Here is a 17,474-nt window from a genome sequence, read left to right as displayed (position 1 = left end):
CCGACCCGATCCGCCCCGGAGAGCATCCGACTCAGGCCACGCCCCGGATCACGCCTGCATGACCGCGAGCACGTTACCGGCAGGATCGCGGAACCACGCGATGTCCGGGCCCTGCCCGTTGCCGCGGACGATGCCGCGGGAGTCGGAGGGGAACTCCTCGTCGCTGTAGATCTTCGTCTGCACGCCCCGCGCGATGAGCTCGTCCACCGCGGCATCGACATCCGCCACCGGGAAGTTCAGGATCGTGAAGCTCGCCGGTGTGTGGTTCGGCTTCGAGTACACGAGGATCGACCCGCCGCTGGGCAGTCGCAGGTCGAGGAACCCCATCGCGTTGACCTCGACGTCGAGGCCGAGGGTCGTGCCGTAGAACTCTTTCGCCGCATCGATGTCGTCGACGCTGAATCCGCTGAATGCGTTGTCCGCTGTGAAGGCCGCCATGACTCCATGGTCCGCCGTCGCCCGGCGGTTGTCGAGGGGGTCATCGACGGATGCCGGCCGCGAGCCGGTCGGTCGCCCGCAGCGGGTCGAACAGCACTTCGAGACCGCAACGCACGAGCAGCGCATGCACCCCCAGACAGATCGCGATCACCACCGCCGTCAGCACGATCGGGCCGACCGCCTCGAGCACCGGCGTCGTCCGCCATCCGGCAGCGTGCAGCCCCGCATCGATCAGCGCGAGGGGCATCATGTGCAGCACGTAGATCGGCAGGGTCCGTCGGCCGATCCACCGCAGCGGTCGCGCGATGACCTCCGCGTGCCGGTCGAGGAGCACGCTGAGCGACACCCCGAACGCCACGGCGACCAGGCAGAGCACCGGCCACGTTCCCGGAACGAGGCGGATACCGAGCACCGAGACGACCGCGAGCGCTCCCGCGTACCCGGCGGCGAGCGCGAGCAGCACCCCGACCCCGCTCCTCGTCGCGAAGCGTTCGACGAGTGCACGCAGCCGCAACCCGAAGAGGAAGAAGAACAGGTTCTGCACCAGCTGCCACAGGTTGCCGAGATCGGGAAGGAGTCCCGCACCGGCGACCGCCGCGATGACGAACGCGGCCGGCAGCACCACGGCGGTCGGGAGCCCGCGCGTCGCCCGTCCGACCGCCAGGTACACGGCGAGCGCGAGCAGGTACCAGAGGTTCGTCGGACTGATGGTGAGCTGCGCGAGCAGCTGCCACCCGTCGGTCGCCCGGGCCGTGTCGAACTCCGGCGCCAGCGCGAGCACGACCGTCTGGATGAGCACCCACACCAGGTAGAGCAGCGCGAGCCGCCCGGCCCGTCGTCGCCACGAGTCGCCGCTCGCCGCGGAGACCGCCCGTGCGGCGAACATCCCGGAGACCAGGAAGAACAGCGGGATACGCAACGGCAGCAGCTGCGCGTTCAGCATCACCCATGCATCTGTCACCGGACCCGCGCCGGGGATGCCGACCGCGACCTTCGTGACCACGTGCCAGAGCACGACGAGCAGGATGCAGATGCCCTTTGCGACATCCGGCCATCCGACCCGTGGCGCCGGCGCGGTCACGAGGCCGCGCGCACGAGTCGCGAGACCAGGTCGACGTAAGTCACGCCCGCTGCGGCGAACATGCGCGGCACCTGCGAGGCGGCGGTGAGCCCCGGCATCGTGTTGACCTCGTTCAGCACCGGCCCCCGCTCGGTGAGGAAGAAGTCCATGCGCGCGACGCCGTCGCACCCGAGAGCATCGAACACGGTGATCGCGGCCCGCTTGAGCGCGCCAGCCTCGGCGGCCTCCAGCTGCGCCGGCACCGTGAACCGCGCGCTGCCGTCGTACTTGGTGGCCGTGTCGAAGAGCCCGGTCGCGTGGATCTCCAGCGGCGGCGCCGCCCACCGGATGCCGCCCTTCTCGCGCAGCACCGCCACGTCGATCTCGCGCCCCCGCACGACCTCCTCGACGAGGATGCGGCGATCGAAGCGCGCCGCCTCCCGTAGCGCCGCGAGCAGCTGGCCCTCCTCCGTCACGAGACCCACTCCGTGACTCGAACCCGCCGACACGGGCTTGACCACGACCTCCCCCTCGAACTCCACGTCGCCGATGTCGTCGGACGAGACCAGTCGGCCGCGGGCGGTGCCGAGGCCCACGGCATCCGCCACGAGCTTGGTCGTCCACTTGTCCATGCCGATGGCTCCCGCCCGCAGCCCCGACCCGACCACGCGCACTCCGGCGAGCGCACACAGCGCCGCGAGTGCGCCGTCCTCCCCCAACGCACCGTGCACCGCAGGGAAGACCACGTCGGTGCGGGTGAGTAGCGGCAGCGCGAGCGCGAGCGACTCCGCCGCCGATCCCCCGTTCGGGCGCCCCTCCACACGCCAGATCCCGTCGCGGTCGATCGTCACGGTCGTCACGTCGTGATCGCCCATCCGCAGCGCCGCGGCCACCGCCGCCGCGGATGCCAGGGAGACCTCGTGCTCGGGGTTCTGCCCGCCCCCGATGACCAGCACCTTCGTCGTCATGCCACACTCCTCTGCACTCGTGCGCCGATGCCCGTCACGATCGTGTGCGGGATGGTGCCCGCCCACCGCGCCCACTCCTGCACCGACGGCACCGCCCCGCCCTCCGGCCCGAACACGGTCGCGACGGCACCGCGCGGGAACAGCGCGGAACCGGTGTCGACGACGATCTGGTCCATCGAGATCCTCCCCACGATCGGATGCCGTACGCCGCCGATCTCCACCCCGGCGCCCGGGGCGAGCTCGCGCGGAATGCCGTCGGCGTACCCGACACCGACCACGCTCAAGTGCGTCTCCCGATCGGCGGTGTGCGTTCCCCCGTAGCCGACCGCCGTTCCCGCCGGCACGAGGGCGCTGTGCACCACGGGTGCGGTCCACCGTGATGCACCGGCGAGCACGGTCGTCTCCGAGGGGTCGATCCCCACGAGACCCGCGCCGACCCGCACCAGATCGAAGTGCGTCGCCGGATCCGTCAGCGCCCCCGACGTCGCCGCGAGATGCACGAGCACCGGGCCGAAGCCCGCGCGCAGCACGGCATCCCTCCCGTGCCGCATGCGCCGCACCGCCGCCGCGTTCGCCGCGGGATCGGCCTCGTCCGCCCGCGGCAGATGGCCCATCACTCCGACGACTTCCACCCGCCCCCGACCGGTGCGCGCCAGCCGGAGCAGCTCCGGCCACTCCTCCAGCGGAGCACCCCCACGGGCCATCCCCGTGTCGAGCTGCAGGTGCACGCGCACCGGGTCCGTGGCATCCGCGATCAGCTGACGCAGCTCTTCGATCGAGCCGACCGCGATGTCCACGCGGTGCGCGGCTGCGGCGGCGGCATCCACACCGGAGGGGTTCAACCAGGAGAGGATCGGCACCGTGAGGCCGGCCTCGCGGAGCGCGACGGCTTCGGCCACATCCGTGACGCCGAGCCACTCGGCACCGGCATCGACCGCGGCCCGCGCGACGGTGACGGCGCCGTGCCCGTAGCCGTCGGCCTTGACCACGGCCATGATGCGGGCGGTCGTCGCGGTCCGCACCTGGCGCAGGTTCTCGGCGACGGCATCCGGGATCGTCTGCAGGGTCGGTGCGTGCAGGCGCGAGAGCGTCACGCGCTCGGAGGCGAGAAGAGTGGTCATCGCTTCGTCCTCGGGTCGGCGGTCGGGTCGGCGAGCATCTCGGGGCAGCCCTCGTCGACGGCATCCGGACGCAGCTCGTAGTGCCAGGTCTCGTTGGCGTAGATCTGGCAGAGTCCGTAGCGCCACCCCCGCTGCGCGAGCCAGTCGAGCGCGGGCAGCGGGCCCAGGTCGACGGCGTCGCCCGTCACGTGCTCCGAGGTCTCGGGCGTGGCTACCCAGCGCCGGGCCTCGGCCTCCGAGCCGTACTGCACGATCGCGTCCTGCAGCATCCGCTCCTGCAGGGCGGGCGTGCGCCATCCGCTGTTCACACGGAACGTGATGCCGTCGTCCTCGGCATCGGATGCCGCTCGCTGCAGAGCCGCGAGCAGGTCGGGATCGAGGTTGCCGACCGCCACCCTGTCCACGTCGAACACGGTCGGCTGATCCCCGTCGCGGATCACGCCGTCGGCCTCGCTCGGCGCGATGACCGAGCCGGTGACACCTCCGTTCGGTACGGGCGTGAGGCCCGGCAGCGGACCGGTGCGTGCGGCGTCGGCGAACGCGACGGACAGCGACTGCTGCACCGCGAACACGACGATCACGGCGAGGGCGAGGGCGACGGCCACGACGACGAACCGATGGTGGCGCCGCGCTCTCGGGGAGCGGGGGATGGTGCGGGTGTTCATGTCTCCAGTGAAGGATCCCGCCGGTTGCGAGGGCGTATGTGCTTTTCCATATGCTCCCGATATGTCGCACTGCGTAGGATCTGAGCCATGCGTGTGCTGATCGTCGAGGACGAGCCCTACCTCGCCGAGGCGGTCCGCGACGGGCTGCGCCTGGAGGCGATCGCGGCCGACATCGCCGGCGACGGCGACGCCGCCCTGGAGCTGCTGAGCATCAACTCCTACGACATCGCCGTGCTCGACCGCGATGTGCCCGGCCCGTCCGGCGACGACATCGCCCGCTGGATCGTCGCCTCCGGCAGCGGGATCCCGATCCTGATGCTCACCGCCGCCGACCGCCTCGACGACAAGGCGAGCGGCTTCGAGATCGGGGCCGACGACTACCTGACCAAGCCGTTCGAGCTGCGCGAGCTCGTGCTGCGACTGCGCGCCCTCGACCGCCGCCGTCAGCGCAGCCGGCCGCCGGTGCTCGAGGTCGCCGGGCTCCGCCTCGACCCGTTCCGCCGCGAGGTGTACCGCGACGACCGCTACGTCGCCCTCACCCGCAAGCAGTTCGCCGTGCTGGAGGTGCTGGTCGACGCCGAGGGCGGGGTGGTCAGTGCCGAGGAGCTGCTCGAGCGGGCCTGGGACGAGAACGCCGACCCGTTCACGAACGCCGTGCGCATCACGGTGTCGTCGCTGCGCAAGCGTCTGGGCGAGCCGTGGCTGATCCTGACGGTGCCCGGAGTGGGCTACCGGATCGGGACGGATGCCGATGCCTAGGCGCCGCGGGATGAGCGCCCGCCTCAAACTCACACTGAGCTATGCGGTGATCGTGGTGGTGTCGGGAGGTCTGCTCCTCGCGGCGGTCGGGCTGTTCCTGCTGCGCTACGTGCCGGACACCGTCGACTTCTTCCCCAATCGCGGCGACCTCAGTCGGGCCTTCGTGCCGGTGGCCTCGATGGTCATGCTGGTCCTGCTCGCGTTCGGTCTCGGAGCGGGGTGGCTGCTCGCCGGACGGATGCTGGCGCCGCTCGACCGCATCGGCGACGCGGCCCGTCTCGCCGCGCAGGGCTCGCTGTCGCACCGGGTGGCCCTCGCGGGCCGCCGCGACGAGTTCCGCGATCTGGCCGACGTCTTCGACTCGATGCTCGAGCAGCTCGAAGCGCACGTCGCCGAGCAGCAGCGGTTCGCCGCGAACGCCTCGCACGAGTTGCGGACCCCGCTCGCGATCTCGCAGACCCTGCTCGAGGTGGCAGAAGCCGATCCCGACCGGGATGTCGACGCCCTGATCGCGCGTCTGCGGGAGGTGAACACCCGGGCGATCGAACTCACCGAGGCGCTGCTGCTGCTGAGCCGCGCCGACCGCCGGACGTTCCCGCGCGAGATCGTCGACCTCTCCCTCCTCGCCGAGGGGGCGGTGGAAGCACTGCTGCCGCTCGCCGACCGACGTGGCGTGGCTGTAGAGGTGGGCGGTGCGCCCGCGCCGGTGCTCGGGTCGGCGGCACTGCTGCCGCAGCTGGTCACCAACCTCGTGCTCAACGCGATCGTGCACAACCTGTCGTCCGGTGGGGCCGTGGCCGTGCGCACGCACGCGATGCCCGAGGCGGTCGCGCTGGTGGTCGAGAACACCGGGGAGGTGCTGCCGGCACATCTCGTGGCGACCCTCGTCGAGCCGTTCCAGCGCGGGGCCGAGCGCACCCGCGGCGACGACCATGCCGGGGCGGGGCTCGGCCTCGCGATCGTCGACCGCATCACCCAGGCGCACGGCGGCACCCTGGTGCTCACCCCACGCCCGGACGGCGGCCTGATCGTGACGGTGTGGCTGCCGCACCCGTACCCGGCGGCCGTACCCGCCTGACTCCCGGCGGTCCGCATCCGTCCCGCCCGGTCCGCCCCGCCCGGTCCGCCCCGCCCGGTCCGTCCCGCATCCCGAGGCTCACCTGTCGGGAGTTTTTACGGATGTCGGACCGGAACGCGGTTTCCGGTCCGACATCCGGACATTCTCCCGACAAGTGGACCCGGGCAAGTGGACCCGGGCAAGTGGACCCGGACAAGTGGACCCGGGCAAGGTGAACCGGGCCCGGATGCCGCGGCTCAGGCCACGCGGGGGTCGCGCGTGGCGGCGAGCTCGCGGCCGAAGGTGCGGGCGTCGGCCTCGGCGTTCTCCTTGAGCTCGCGTGCGGTGTCGGCGAAGGCGTCGAGCGCCGGGTTCACGCCCACGAGGGTGAACGGACGCTGTACGACGCGCAGGTCGAGGCCCCAGACGTCTTCGAGCACACGGCGCAGCCAGCCCGTCGAGTGGTCCCAGCCTTCCTTGGGGGAGCCGGGCGCGTAGTTGCCGCCGAGCACGGTGACGAGCGTCGCGGGCTTGCCGTTCAGCGCGGTGCCGGTCGGGTCGATGCGCGGGTCGGTGTAGGCCAGGTCGAACCAGGTCTTGAAGTGCTGCGAGACGCCGTAGTTGTACAGCGGCACGGCGAACAGCAGGGCGTCGGCGCCGATCAGCTCATCGGCGAACGAGGTCGCGAGCGCACGGGCCTCGACCTGCGCCGGCGTGCGCTGGGCCTCGTCGACGAAGCCGCCGGTGACGGCATCCGCCCAGGCGGTCGCGGGCACGGGGTCGCTCGCCAGGTCGCGGCGGGTGACGGTCGAGTCGGGGTGGGACGCGGTCCACTCGGCCTCGACGAGGTCGGCGAGCGCGCGGCTGGCGGACGACGCGGGAAGGATGCTGGCATCCAGGCGGAACAGGGACATGGGCCTACCTCTCGTTTTCGTAGTCGCTAGGTTTTTATTAGCAACACCGGTTAACGTAGCACGGGTAGGATGTGTGCATGGCCGAGGTCGAGGAAGAACGTCAGGTGTGTGACGCCGCCGTCACACTGGCCTTCAGCGTGCTCGGCAAGCGGTGGAACGGGATGATCGTGTCGACGCTCGGCGGTGGCCCTTCGACCTTCGTCGCGCTGCGCCGCGCGGTCGCGGGAATCAGCGACACCGTGCTCTCCGACCGCCTGGCCGAACTCGCCGATGCCGGTCTCGTCGCGCGCACGGTCGATGCCGGCCCGCCGATCACGGTGTCGTACGCCCTCACCACCAGCGGCGAGGGGCTCCTGCCGATCCTCGACGACCTCGGCCGCTGGGCCTCCGCCAACCTCGCCGCACGCGCGCACTGACGCAGACGTCTCACCGCGCACGCACACCCCGCACGCGCGCCCCGCACGCGCGCCCCGCACGCGCGCCCGCACCAATCTTGGCGAGAGGTCAAGACACGCTGTGTCGTGGATCGAAGATGCGGCGTTCTGCGGCCCCTCACCAATCCCCGCACGGCACAACACAGCCGGCGCCGCGGCACAGCCGGGGCCGCAGCACGGCCGCCTCACCAGGGGCTGGGCTCGTAGTCCTTCAGGAAAACGCCGTGGATGTCTTCGCCGGCCTCGCCGCGCACGATCGGGTCGTACACGCGGGCGGCGCCGTCGACGAGGTCAAGCGGGGCGTGGAAGCCCTCTTCCGCCAGCCGCACCTTCGTGTAGTGCGGGCGCTCGTCGGTGATCCATCCCGTGTCGACGGCGGTCATCAGGATGCCGTCCTTCTCGAGCATCTCGCCCGCGCTGGTGCGGGTGAGCATGTTGAGCGCGGCCTTCGCCATGTTCGTGTGCGGGTGTCCGGGGCCCTTGTAGCGGCGGGAGAACTGCCCCTCCATCGCCGACACGTTCACCACGTACTTGCGGTGCGAGTCGGATGCCGCCATCGACGCGCGCAGCCGGCTGATCAGCAGGAACGGTGCGGTCGTGTTGGCCAGCTGCACCTCGAGCATCTCCAGCGGATCGACCTGCTCGATCGACTGCACCCAGCTGTTGACCCGGTTCACATCGGGAACGAGTCCGCCGGCGTCGATGGCCGTGCCGTCGGCGTGCTTCTCGAGCGACGACGATCCGGGAGCCATCGCGAGGCGTGCGAGGTCTTCGGCCGTGAGCGCCTGGCCGCCCTGCTCGGCGACCGTGCCGCCGAGGGCCGCGACCGAGAGCAGCGGATGCGCGTCGACCGAGGCCTGCAGCGCCTGCGGGTGCGGGTCGGCGGTGTGCCCGAAGGTCTCCATCTCGGGCAGCGGACCGTCGGGAAGCGGCTGCAGCTCGGCATCCGCCAGCAGCGAGTAGGCACCCGGCGAGCGACGCACGGTCTGGGCGGCGTTGTTGATCAGGATGTCGAGCGGGCCCTGCGCAGCGACCGAGTCGGCGAGGCCGATCACCTGAGCGGGGTCGCGCAGATCGATGCCGACGACGCGCAGACGGTGCAGCCAGTCGGCCGAGTCGGGCAGGGCAGAGAAGCGGCGCACGGCGTCGCGCGGGAACCGGGTCGTGATCGTGGTGTGCGCGCCGTCACGCAGCAGCCGCAGCGCGATGTGCATGCCGATCTTGGCGCGGCCGCCGGTGAGCAGGGCACGTTTGCCGGCGAGGTCGGTGCGGGCGTTGCGCTTGCCGTGGCTGAAGCGCGCGCAGTCCGGGCAGAGCTGGTGGTAGAACGCGTCGACCTGGGTGTACGGCTGCTTGCAGATGTAGCAGTTGCGAGGCTTGAGCAGCTCGCCTGCGATGGGGGCGTCCACCACACTGGTGGCGAGGTCGTTGCCGCGGGTCTCGTCGTCGATGCGGTCGGGCGCTCCCGTGGCGGTGCGGGCGACCACGGCCTTGTCGGCCTCGGCGATCGCGTCGCGGATCTCCTTGCGGCGCACGCGCTTGACGGCCTTGAACATCGCTGCGGTCGCATGGCGCACGGCGACGAAGTCCGGATGCTCGTTGTCGATCTGGTGCAACTCGGCCAGCACGCGAAGAGTCGTGGCGAGATCGTCGGGGTCGACGCCCGGTCCGAGGTCGGGTGCTGCGTCGGAGGGGGCGTCGGTCATTGTGCCGATTTTACGCGAGTGTCCTGGGGGTATGCCCCGCCCGTGTTCCCCGGCATCCGCCCTGCTGCCGAGTGCACGGCTTGTCGCCGAGCGCACGGGCTGTCGACGCAGGCAAGCCGTGCACTCGACACGAACCCGTGCACTCGGTGGGATGCGATGCGCACGGAGAGACGCGATGCGCGGCACGCAGCGCGACGAGCGGAAGCATCCGCCCCGCCGCCGAGCGCACGGCTTGGTGCCGAGCGCACGGGCTGTCGACGCGGGGAAGCCGTGCACTCGACACGAACCCGTGCACTCGACGCGGCAGCGCGGAGCGGCGCAGCGCGACGCGTCAGACGAGGGCGCGCTGGCGACGGAGCGCCGTCAGCACGGCGCCGTTCGCGCCCGCCCACTCACCCAGCGTGGCCGGCACGATGGGCGGAACGCGGTGGAACGAGGCGCGCTCGCCGACGTAGCGCTCAGCCAGCGTCACGAGCTGATGCGGCGCCTGCGCGAGGCCCCCACCGATCACGATGCAGCCGGGATCCACGAGCGCGCACAGGGTGAGGATCGCCTCCGCCAGCGCCGACGACGCCCGTTCCACGATCGCAGTGGCCACGGCATCCCCTTCGCTGCTCGCCGCCAGCAGCCCTTCCGGACCGCCCTTTCCGCCGACCGCGGCCCACGCCCGCCGCAGAGCCGGCGCGCCGATGATGGTCTCCAGGCAGCCGCGGCGCCCGCACGAGCACATGCTGCCGTCTGGCTCGATCGTGATATGCCCGAGTTCGCCGGCCGAGCCGTGTGCGCCGGGGACGACCTGGCCGTGCGCCACGTGTGCGCCCGCGATCCCGGTGCCCAGCGCGAGCACGAAGACGTCGTCCACACCGGCGCCCGCACCCCAGGAAGCCTCCGCGACCGCGGCGGCGTGACCGTCGTTGATGACGTCGACCGGGATGCCGAGTTCGGCGCTCAGCTCTGCTCCGAGCGCACGACCGTCGAGCGCGGGGATGTTGGTCGAGCGCACGACCACCCCCGCCGCCTCGTCGACGAGTCCCGGGATCGACAGCACCACGCGTTCGAGCTCGGCATCACCGCGGAGCGCACCGGCGATCGCCGCCAGCCCCTCGACGGGCGAGTCCTTGGGCGTCGCGTGGCGGCCTCGTGCGAGGGGCGTCGGCGGCGCATCCAGCGATGTGCGCGCGGGCGCGAGCAGGTGCTTGACGCTCGATCCGCCGACGTCGAGCCCGAGCACGACGGGGCCCGCAGCGCGCGCACTCCAGGTCGATCGGGTCGGATCTCCCCCGGTCACGGGGCCATCACCCGGGCGGCCGCACGGGCCTCCCGCCGCAGCGCCTGCTTGTCGGGATCGGGAACCGGCACCGAGGCCAGCAGCCGTCGGCTGTACGGATGCTGCGGCGCCAGGAGCACGTCGTCGGCGGAGCCCGTCTCGACGATCTCGCCCTTGAGCATCACGGCGACCCGGTCGGAGATCTCGTGCACCACGGCGAGGTCGTGGCTGATGAAGAGGCATGCGAAGTGCATCTTCTCCTGCAGGGTGCGCAGCACCTCGAGCACCGCGGCCTGCACCGAGACGTCGAGCGCCGAGGTCGGCTCGTCGGCGATGATCAGCTCCGGCTCCAGGGCGATGGCGCGGGCGAGGCCGATGCGCTGACGCTGCCCTCCGGAGAGCTCGTGCGGATAGCGGGAGGCGTAGTTCGTGGGCAGCTCGACGGCATCCAGCAGTTCCGCGACACGGGTGCGACGGGTGCTCGCCGAGGTCGGGAAGCGCCGACGCTGCACGAGCAGCGGCTCGGCGATGGCCTCGCCGACGGTCATACGCGGGTCGAGGCTGGAACCCGGGTCCTGGAAGATCGCACCGACACGCCCGCGCAGCGCGCGCTCCCGACGCCCGGAGACGCCACCGCGTCCGACCTTCTCGCCGAACAGGGTGATCCCGCCGCTCGACAGGGGCAGGAGTCCCAGTGCCGCGCGTCCGAGAGTCGACTTGCCCGATCCGGACTCGCCGACGAGGCCGAGGATCTCTCCTGGCGCGATGCGCAGGCTCACCCCGTCGAGCGCGAGGAACGGTCGTCCGCCGCGGCGATACGTGACGCTGGCGGCATCCAGCTCGAGCACCGCGGCCGGGATCTCGGTCTCGGGTTCCCGCTCGATCACGCTCGCGATGTCGGGGAGCGACGGCACGGCGCTGAGGAGCTTCTTCGTGTAGTCCTCGCGCGGCGCGGTGAGCACCGTGCGGGTGTCGCCCACCTCGACCATGGTGCCGCGGAACATCACCGCGACCCGGTCGGCGATGTCGGCGACCACGCCCATGTTGTGCGTCACGAGCAGGAACGCGGTCCCCGACTCGGCCGCGAGACCGCGGATCAGGTCGAGGATCTCGGCCTGCACGGTCACGTCGAGCGCGGTCGTCGGCTCGTCGGCGATGATCAGCTGCGGCTCGCAGGCGAGGGCGATCGCGATGACCACGCGCTGGCGCTGGCCACCCGACAGCTCGTGCGGGTAGCTCTTCGCCCGACGGGCGGGCTCGGGGATGCCCACGCGACGGAGCATCTCGACCGCGCGCTCCCAGGCCTCCGCCTTCGAGATCTTGCGGTGGTTGAGGATCGCCTCGGTGATCTGGTCGCCGATCCGCATGCTCGGGTTGAGCGCGGTCATCGGCTCCTGGAACACCATCGAGATCTCGGCGCCGCGCACGGCGTTCATCTCGGCTTCCGCGAGCGGCAGGAGTTCGCGCCCGGCGAGCCGGATCGAACCGGTGACCGTGGCCGAGCGCGGCAGCAGCTTCAGGATGGCCATCGCCGTCACGGACTTGCCCGAACCGGACTCGCCGACGAGTGCCAGCACCTCTCCGGGGCGGACTTCGAGGTCGATGCCTTTCACGGCCTCGACCGATCCGTCCTCGGTGCGGAACGTGACCGAGAGGTCGGAGATCGACAGCAGTGCGTCGCTCATGCGGCACGCCCCTTCACGTCGAAGAAGTCGCGCAGGCCGTCACCGATGCTGTTGAAGGCGCAGACGGTCAGCACGATGCAGAATCCGGCGGGGAAGATCAGCCACCAGGCGCCCGCGTACGTGTAGGTGATGCCGCTGGTGAGCATGGCGCCCCAATCGGTCGCCGGCTTCTGCAGCCCCATGCCGAGGAACGAGATGTAGGCGACGAGCAGGATGGCGTCGGCGACCTGGAACGTGGCGTTCACGACGATCGTGCCGACGGTGTTCGGGACGATGTGCTTGAGCACGGCCCGCGAGTGCGTCCCGCCCATCGCCCGCAGCGCCAGCACGTATTCGCGCGACTTCAGCGAGATCGACTCGGCGCGCACGAGACGGGCCGGGACGAGCCAGGAGACCAGGCCGATCACGCAGATCATCAGCGGGACGCTCGGGCGCAGGATCGCCGAGAGGATCAGCAGCAGGAAGGTCGCGGGGATCGCGATGCCGGCGTCGACGACGCGCATCATCACGGTGTCGACGGCACCGCCGACGTAGCCCGCGATCGCGCCCCAGAGGGTGCCGATGACGGTGGCGAGGATGCCGGCAGCGAGGCCGATCAGGATCGAGATCTGGCCGCCGACCATGAGGCGTCCGAGCACGTCGTAGCCGACGTCGTCGGTGCCGAGCGGGTGTCCGGGGCTGCCCGGCGGCAGCATGGTGCTGCGCAGGTCGGTGTGGATCTGATCCGTCGGGTGGATCAGCGGACCCAGGAAACAGAAGAGCAGGAACAGCACGATGGTCACGATGCCGAAGACCGCGAGCTTGTTCTGCAGGAAGCGGCGCGTGCCCCGCTGACGCGGGGTCAGCGTGCGCATCACGATGGTCGTGGTGCTCACGAGAGCTCCTCTCGGGTGCGCGGATCGAGCAGCGCCTGGATGATGTCGGCGAGGAGGGATCCGATGACCGTCGCGAGCGCGATCACCAGGATGCAGCCGATCAGCACGGGGTAGTCGGAGGTCTGAGCCGAGGTCCAGAACAGCAGCCCCATGCCGGGGTAGTTGAAGAGCGATTCGACGACGATCATGCCGCCGAACATGACCGGCAGGTAGTAGCCGAGCATGGCGATCACCGGGGTCAGGGAGTTGCGCACCACGTGGCGGGTGATCACCACGGGCACCGAGGTGCCCTTGGCCCTGGCGGTGCGGACGTAGTCCTCGGAGAGGTTGTCGATCGTGGCGGAGCGCATGTAGCGCGAGAACGTCGCGATGATGCCGAGTGCCGCGGTGAGCACCGGAAGCACGAGGCCGGCCGGGTTCGACAGCACATCGCCGACGGTCTCGCCCTGCGGCGCCTGGGCGGGCACGAGCCGCAGCCACTGGGCGAAGACGATCACGAGGATCAGGCCGAGGAAGAACGACGGCGTCGAGTAGACGATGAAGTTCCAGGTGGTCAGCGCGTAGTCCGCCGCCTTGCCGCGGCGCACGGCCTGGAAGATGCCCATCGGGATCGCGATGATCAGCGCGAAGAGCATCGAGATGAGGGCCAGGATCAGCGTCTTCGGGAGGCGCTGGCCGATGGCATCCGCCACGGGGCGGTTGAGTTTGAAGGAGTCGCCCAGGTCTCCCTGCACGAGCTGCAGCAGGAAGTTGAAGTACTGCTGCCACAGGGGCAGATCGAAGCCGTTCTCCTTGTTGAAGGCGTCGATCTGCTCCTGCGAGGCCTGCATGCCGAGGATGCCGGCGGCCGGCCCCTGCGGCATCGCGAGGTGGAGCAGCGCGAACACGATCAGCGTCACGATGAGGATGACGATCCCGCCCTGGCCGACCCGTCGCAACAGGTACCACCAGAACCGCGGGCCGCCGGCCCTCTCCTTCTTCTGCTGCGCGTTCTGCGCTGCTTCCACCACGCTCATGTCACCTGCTCGTTACTTGGTCCAGGACCAACGCTGCGGAAGGAACGACGCACCCGGGTCCTGGTGGGCGATGTCGAGTCCGTCACGGACGACGGAGACCTGGTACACCGGGTTCGGCATCCACATGACCGGGAGGTCGGTGGCGAGGTACTCGGAGTACTTCTTCGCGATCTCGGGGTCGGTCGAGAACGCCATCGCCTGGACGAGCTCCTCGGCCTCGGGGTTGTCGTACTGACCGGCGTTCCACTTGGTGTCCTTCGCGAAGACGCGCTCACCGGTGGCGTACGGCGGGAAGTACCAGCTGCCCGCGGTGCCGAAGAAGACGAGCTCCCACGTGCACGAGCTGCCGGTCTTGCACTCCTGCGCCTGCGTGAGGACGGTGTCGAGCGGCTTGGAGTCGATCGTCATCTTGACGCCGATCTTGCCGAGCGACGACTGGATCTCCGCCATCATGTTGTCGGTCTCCTGCGAGCCGTTCTGCGTGGTGACGACGATCTCCGCCTTGTCACCGGCAGCGATACCCTCGCCGCACTGGCCCTCGGCCGCACCGGCTTCGGCGCACTCGAGCGTGCCGTCGGATCCCTTGACCCAGCCGTTGTCGGTGAACAGCTTCTCGGCCTTCTTCAGGTCGAACGGGTACGGGTTGTCCTTCTGCACGTCGGACAGTCCGTTGGAGTCCGCGGTCTGCGGGATGGGACCGTAGTCGGGCGTCGCCGCACCGTGCCAAACGACCTCGGAGATGGTCTCCTGGTCGATGGCGTGCTGCAGTGCCTGGCGCACGTAGAGCTGCTTGTAGAAGGAGCCCTTCTCCGGGTTGGCGAAGTTGTACGGCATGTACGTGATCGACCAGCCGGCCCACGGCTCGATGCTGTAGCCGAGGTCGGTGAACTGCTTCTCGTTCGTGAGCTGCGAGCTGGTGACGTAGCCGTAGTCGACGTCACCCGAGCGCACCACGTTCATCTCGGCGTCGGCCGAGGTGAACGGCAGGAACTCGACGTTCTCGATGCTCGGCTTGTCCTCGCCGGTGTACTCCTTGTTGGCGGTGAGTTCCACCAGGCCCGAGTCCGACCAGCTCTTGACCGTGTAGGGACCGGCGACGGTCTTCCACAGGTCGTTGGTGGCGTAGGTCTTCATGTCCTCGGCCTCGGAGAAGAGGTAGTCGAGCACCGCGGTGGCACCGGCCTGGTCGCGGTCGTGGTCGCCGATCTCGCCGTCAGCGCTGGTCTTGTCCCAGACGTGCTGCGGCATCGGGTAGATGAGGCTGAGCTGGTTGCCGAGGAGGAACTCCTCGTTGTAGACCTTGTCCATCGTCAACGAGAACGTCTTGTCGTCGATGGTCGTGAACTCGGTGATGTTGTCCGGCATCAGGCCGGCGGAGTAGCCACCGGTCTTCTCGCCGTTGAAGCGCACCAGGTTGTACCAGAACTCCACGTCGCGCGAGGTGACGGGCTCGCCGTCCGACCAGTCGAGGTCGTTCAGCGTGATGGTGATGGTCTTGCGGTCCTCGGAGAACTCGTAGGACTTGGCGGCGGAAGCCAGCTCGTCCCAGCCCATCTCGCCGTCGACGCCGTTGTACTCGAACAGGCGCGGCCACATCGTCGCCTTGATGGCGCTGTTGTGCGTGGCCATCTTGTCGGGCGACGAGATCGGCAGGATCCAGTTGGGTCCGGTGCCGACCTGCAGCGCGAAGCTGACGGTGTCCTTCTCGCCCGAGCCGGTGTCGCCGTTGGCGCCGGCCTGACAGGCGGTGAGGGCGAGCGTCGCGACGGCGAGCGCACCCAGGGGGGCGAGCAGCCGGCGGCGCAGCGACTGAGATCGCATGTAAACCTCCTTGTTCAACGCCTCGTCACCCAAGGCGTTCGTCCGATTTATGACGTACTTTGAATCATGCCCGAACTAAGTTCAGGGCAAAAGTCGGTCTTGTTACGTTTAAGTAACTAACTTTCTTCGATTGCGGCGAAAAGCCGCAGAGTCGCGTCAGCCGACGATCTCGGCGGCGAGATCCGGTGCCTGATCGAACGCGTCGAACGGATGCATCGGACGCTGGATGCGGTGGTGACCGAGGCGCTCGAGGTCCTGATCCACCCCACCAGGGGTGAGGGCCAGCGTCCAGCCGCGCATGATCGCGTAGAGCTCCGGCTCGAGGTAGCCGATCTTCGTGACGACGATCTGCGCCGCGACGGGGTCGAGTCCGATCGAGGTGAAGTCCGAGACGTCGTGGTATGCCTTGCGGAACTCCGTGACGATCACGTGCAGGCCGCCGACGCGGATCACCGCGATGCCGCCGGCATCCACATCGCCCTCGTGCAGGCTGTGCAGCACGCCCTCGACGAGGACCGGTCCGTGCGGGCCGCTGTCGACGCGTGCGCCGACCTCGACCGAGACTCGCTCCCCCACGGCGTGACCGCGGAGGATGTCGAGGGCACCCTTGTCGAACACCGAGGCGCACAGCGTGACCGGGGCGTCGTCGGATGTGAGCTCGGGCTTCTGCAGCAGCTGCGCGAGCGTCCAGGTCACGTCGCCCGTGCCGCCGGCACCGGGGTTGTCGCCCGAGTCGCTGATGAAGTACGGGGTGTCGGTGGCGGCGAGGCCGGCCGCGACCCCCTCGTCGAGCGTGCCGGGAGGACCCACGAACTCGAAGTCGTCCCGCACATCCCAGAACGCGCGTCCGAGTTCCTCCGCGGCGCGAGCGGTCGCGGCATCGTCGGTGCCGGTCACGACCACGGTCGCGTGGCAGCGCGGCTCATCGGCCCAGGCGTAGCCGATCCAGATCGCCGCATCGGTGATGCCAGGCCGCGCCTCGATCTCGGGGATGCGCGCGTACAGGCTCTTGGCCGGCTCGACGCGGGTGCTGGTCTTCTCCCCCGGGAGCAGGATGGGCACGCGCACCCAGGCGCGGCGCGGGGTGACGCCGCTCTCGAGCGCCTCGACGAGGTTGCGGATCGCGCGGTCGCGGGTCTCCCAGGTGTCTTCGTGCGGAGCCAGGCGGTAGCACGTGATGATGTCGACGTTCTCGATCAGGGTGCGCGAGACGTTGCCGTGCAGGTCCATCGACGCCGACACCACGACATCGGCTCCGATCACCTCGCGGATGGCGGTGATCAGGTCGCCCTCGGCGTCGTCCATGCCCACGACGCTCATCGCCCCGTGGATGTCGAAGAACAGGCCGTCGAGCTTCTCGCCGTCGGCCACGAGTGCGCGCAAGCCGTCGCAGATGCGTGCCTTGATGCTCTCGTACACCTCGCGCAGCACCGCGCCGCCGGGGATCGAGCGTGCGTAGTAGACCGGCAGCCACTCGGCGCGGCCGCGCAGCTCTCCGTCGCGCAGGGAGTCGTAGCGCGTGATGAGCTCTTCGCCCTCCACGCGCAGGAAGTCGCGTTCGCCGGCGCGATGCGGCGAGAAGGTGCTGGACTCGATGGCCATGCCGGCGATGGCGATGCGCGGGAGCGGAGACGTCTCGGTCATACTCCGAGTCTAGATCGGACCTCGAAGCAAAACTGCCATCTTGT

At 70.0% G+C, this 17,474-nt stretch carries 16 protein-coding genes; 3 read left to right on the top strand and 13 right to left on the bottom strand.

Annotated features, from left to right (window positions below):
* Window positions 1–48 precede the first annotated feature (48 nt).
* Genes ACFC14_RS07580 through ACFC14_RS07560 form a run of 5 tightly spaced genes read right to left on the bottom strand, consistent with a single transcriptional unit; the run spans window position 49 to window position 4,252 of the window.
* A complete protein-coding gene (locus ACFC14_RS07580) occupies window positions 49–438 on the bottom strand; it encodes a VOC family protein (protein WP_376102511.1) in 390 nt (129 codons plus the stop codon).
* Between the two features lie 40 nt (window positions 439–478).
* Window positions 479–1,519, bottom strand: coding sequence for an acyltransferase family protein (locus ACFC14_RS07575; RefSeq protein WP_376102508.1), 1,041 nt, complete (start codon window positions 1,517–1,519; stop codon window positions 479–481).
* On the bottom strand, window positions 1,516–2,466 hold the full coding sequence (locus ACFC14_RS07570; protein ID WP_376102505.1) for a D-alanine--D-alanine ligase: 951 nt from the start codon (window positions 2,464–2,466) through the stop codon (window positions 1,516–1,518). The genes ACFC14_RS07575 and ACFC14_RS07570 overlap by 4 nt, the downstream gene beginning before the upstream one ends.
* Window positions 2,463–3,587, bottom strand: a complete 1,125-nt coding sequence (alr, locus tag ACFC14_RS07565) for an alanine racemase (protein ID WP_376102502.1) — start codon at window positions 3,585–3,587, stop codon at window positions 2,463–2,465. Before alr ends, ACFC14_RS07570 begins: the two co-directional genes overlap by 4 nt.
* Window positions 3,584–4,252, bottom strand: coding sequence for a M15 family metallopeptidase (locus tag ACFC14_RS07560; protein WP_376102499.1), 669 nt, complete (start codon window positions 4,250–4,252; stop codon window positions 3,584–3,586). Before ACFC14_RS07560 ends, alr begins: the two co-directional genes overlap by 4 nt.
* Before the next feature lie 87 nt (window positions 4,253–4,339).
* On the opposite strand from ACFC14_RS07560, the gene ACFC14_RS07555 reads away from it, so the two are divergent.
* Both ACFC14_RS07555 and ACFC14_RS07550 read left to right on the top strand, forming a co-directional pair.
* Entirely contained in the window at window positions 4,340–5,011 is a 672-nt protein-coding gene (locus tag ACFC14_RS07555; protein ID WP_372468079.1) for a response regulator transcription factor, read from the top strand.
* Window positions 5,012–5,021: 10 nt separating this feature from the next.
* Window positions 5,022–6,089: a sensor histidine kinase gene (locus ACFC14_RS07550; RefSeq protein ID WP_376102496.1), complete on the top strand. Its 1,068-nt coding sequence runs from the start codon at window positions 5,022–5,024 to the stop codon at window positions 6,087–6,089.
* A 236-nt stretch (window positions 6,090–6,325) separates the two neighbouring features.
* On the opposite strand, the gene ACFC14_RS07545 is transcribed toward ACFC14_RS07550, so the two are convergent.
* On the bottom strand, window positions 6,326–6,982 hold the full coding sequence (locus ACFC14_RS07545) for an FMN-dependent NADH-azoreductase (protein WP_376102494.1): 657 nt from the start codon (window positions 6,980–6,982) through the stop codon (window positions 6,326–6,328).
* Between the two features lie 77 nt (window positions 6,983–7,059).
* Between ACFC14_RS07545 and ACFC14_RS07540 the strand changes: the two genes are divergently transcribed.
* Entirely contained in the window at window positions 7,060–7,398 is a 339-nt protein-coding gene (locus ACFC14_RS07540; protein WP_376102491.1) for a winged helix-turn-helix transcriptional regulator, read from the top strand.
* Window positions 7,399–7,601: 203 nt separating this feature from the next.
* Here the strand turns inward: ACFC14_RS07540 and ACFC14_RS07535 are convergent, their stop codons facing one another.
* The 7 genes from ACFC14_RS07535 to ACFC14_RS07505 form a co-directional block, all read right to left on the bottom strand.
* On the bottom strand, window positions 7,602–9,122 hold the full coding sequence (locus tag ACFC14_RS07535; protein WP_376102489.1) for an SDR family NAD(P)-dependent oxidoreductase: 1,521 nt from the start codon (window positions 9,120–9,122) through the stop codon (window positions 7,602–7,604).
* A 331-nt stretch (window positions 9,123–9,453) separates the two neighbouring features.
* A complete protein-coding gene (locus ACFC14_RS07530; RefSeq protein WP_376102486.1) occupies window positions 9,454–10,410 on the bottom strand; it encodes an ROK family protein in 957 nt (318 codons plus the stop codon).
* Window positions 10,407–12,074, bottom strand: a complete 1,668-nt coding sequence (locus ACFC14_RS07525) for an ABC transporter ATP-binding protein (RefSeq protein WP_376102483.1) — start codon at window positions 12,072–12,074, stop codon at window positions 10,407–10,409. The genes ACFC14_RS07530 and ACFC14_RS07525 overlap by 4 nt, the downstream gene beginning before the upstream one ends.
* Window positions 12,071–12,949, bottom strand: coding sequence for an ABC transporter permease (locus ACFC14_RS07520; protein ID WP_231481714.1), 879 nt, complete (start codon window positions 12,947–12,949; stop codon window positions 12,071–12,073). The genes ACFC14_RS07525 and ACFC14_RS07520 overlap by 4 nt, the downstream gene beginning before the upstream one ends.
* Complete coding sequence (locus tag ACFC14_RS07515; protein ID WP_136041373.1) at window positions 12,946–13,965, bottom strand: ABC transporter permease; 1,020 nt, start codon at window positions 13,963–13,965, stop codon at window positions 12,946–12,948. Before ACFC14_RS07515 ends, ACFC14_RS07520 begins: the two co-directional genes overlap by 4 nt.
* Before the next feature lie 12 nt (window positions 13,966–13,977).
* Window positions 13,978–15,786 carry a peptide ABC transporter substrate-binding protein gene (locus ACFC14_RS07510; RefSeq protein ID WP_376102480.1) on the bottom strand — a complete coding sequence of 603 codons (1,809 nt, stop codon included), beginning with the start codon at window positions 15,784–15,786 and terminating at the stop codon, window positions 13,978–13,980.
* Window positions 15,787–15,942: 156 nt separating this feature from the next.
* Window positions 15,943–17,430, bottom strand: coding sequence for a M81 family metallopeptidase (locus ACFC14_RS07505; protein WP_376102477.1), 1,488 nt, complete (start codon window positions 17,428–17,430; stop codon window positions 15,943–15,945).
* Window positions 17,431–17,474: the final 44 nt, after the last annotated feature.

This window comes from Microbacterium sp. NPDC055988, assembly GCF_042269505.1.
GTDB lineage: Bacteria > Actinomycetota > Actinomycetes > Actinomycetales > Microbacteriaceae > Microbacterium.
Note: the sequence above shows the minus strand (reverse complement) of the source record. Positions and strands in the feature narration are given on the sequence as shown.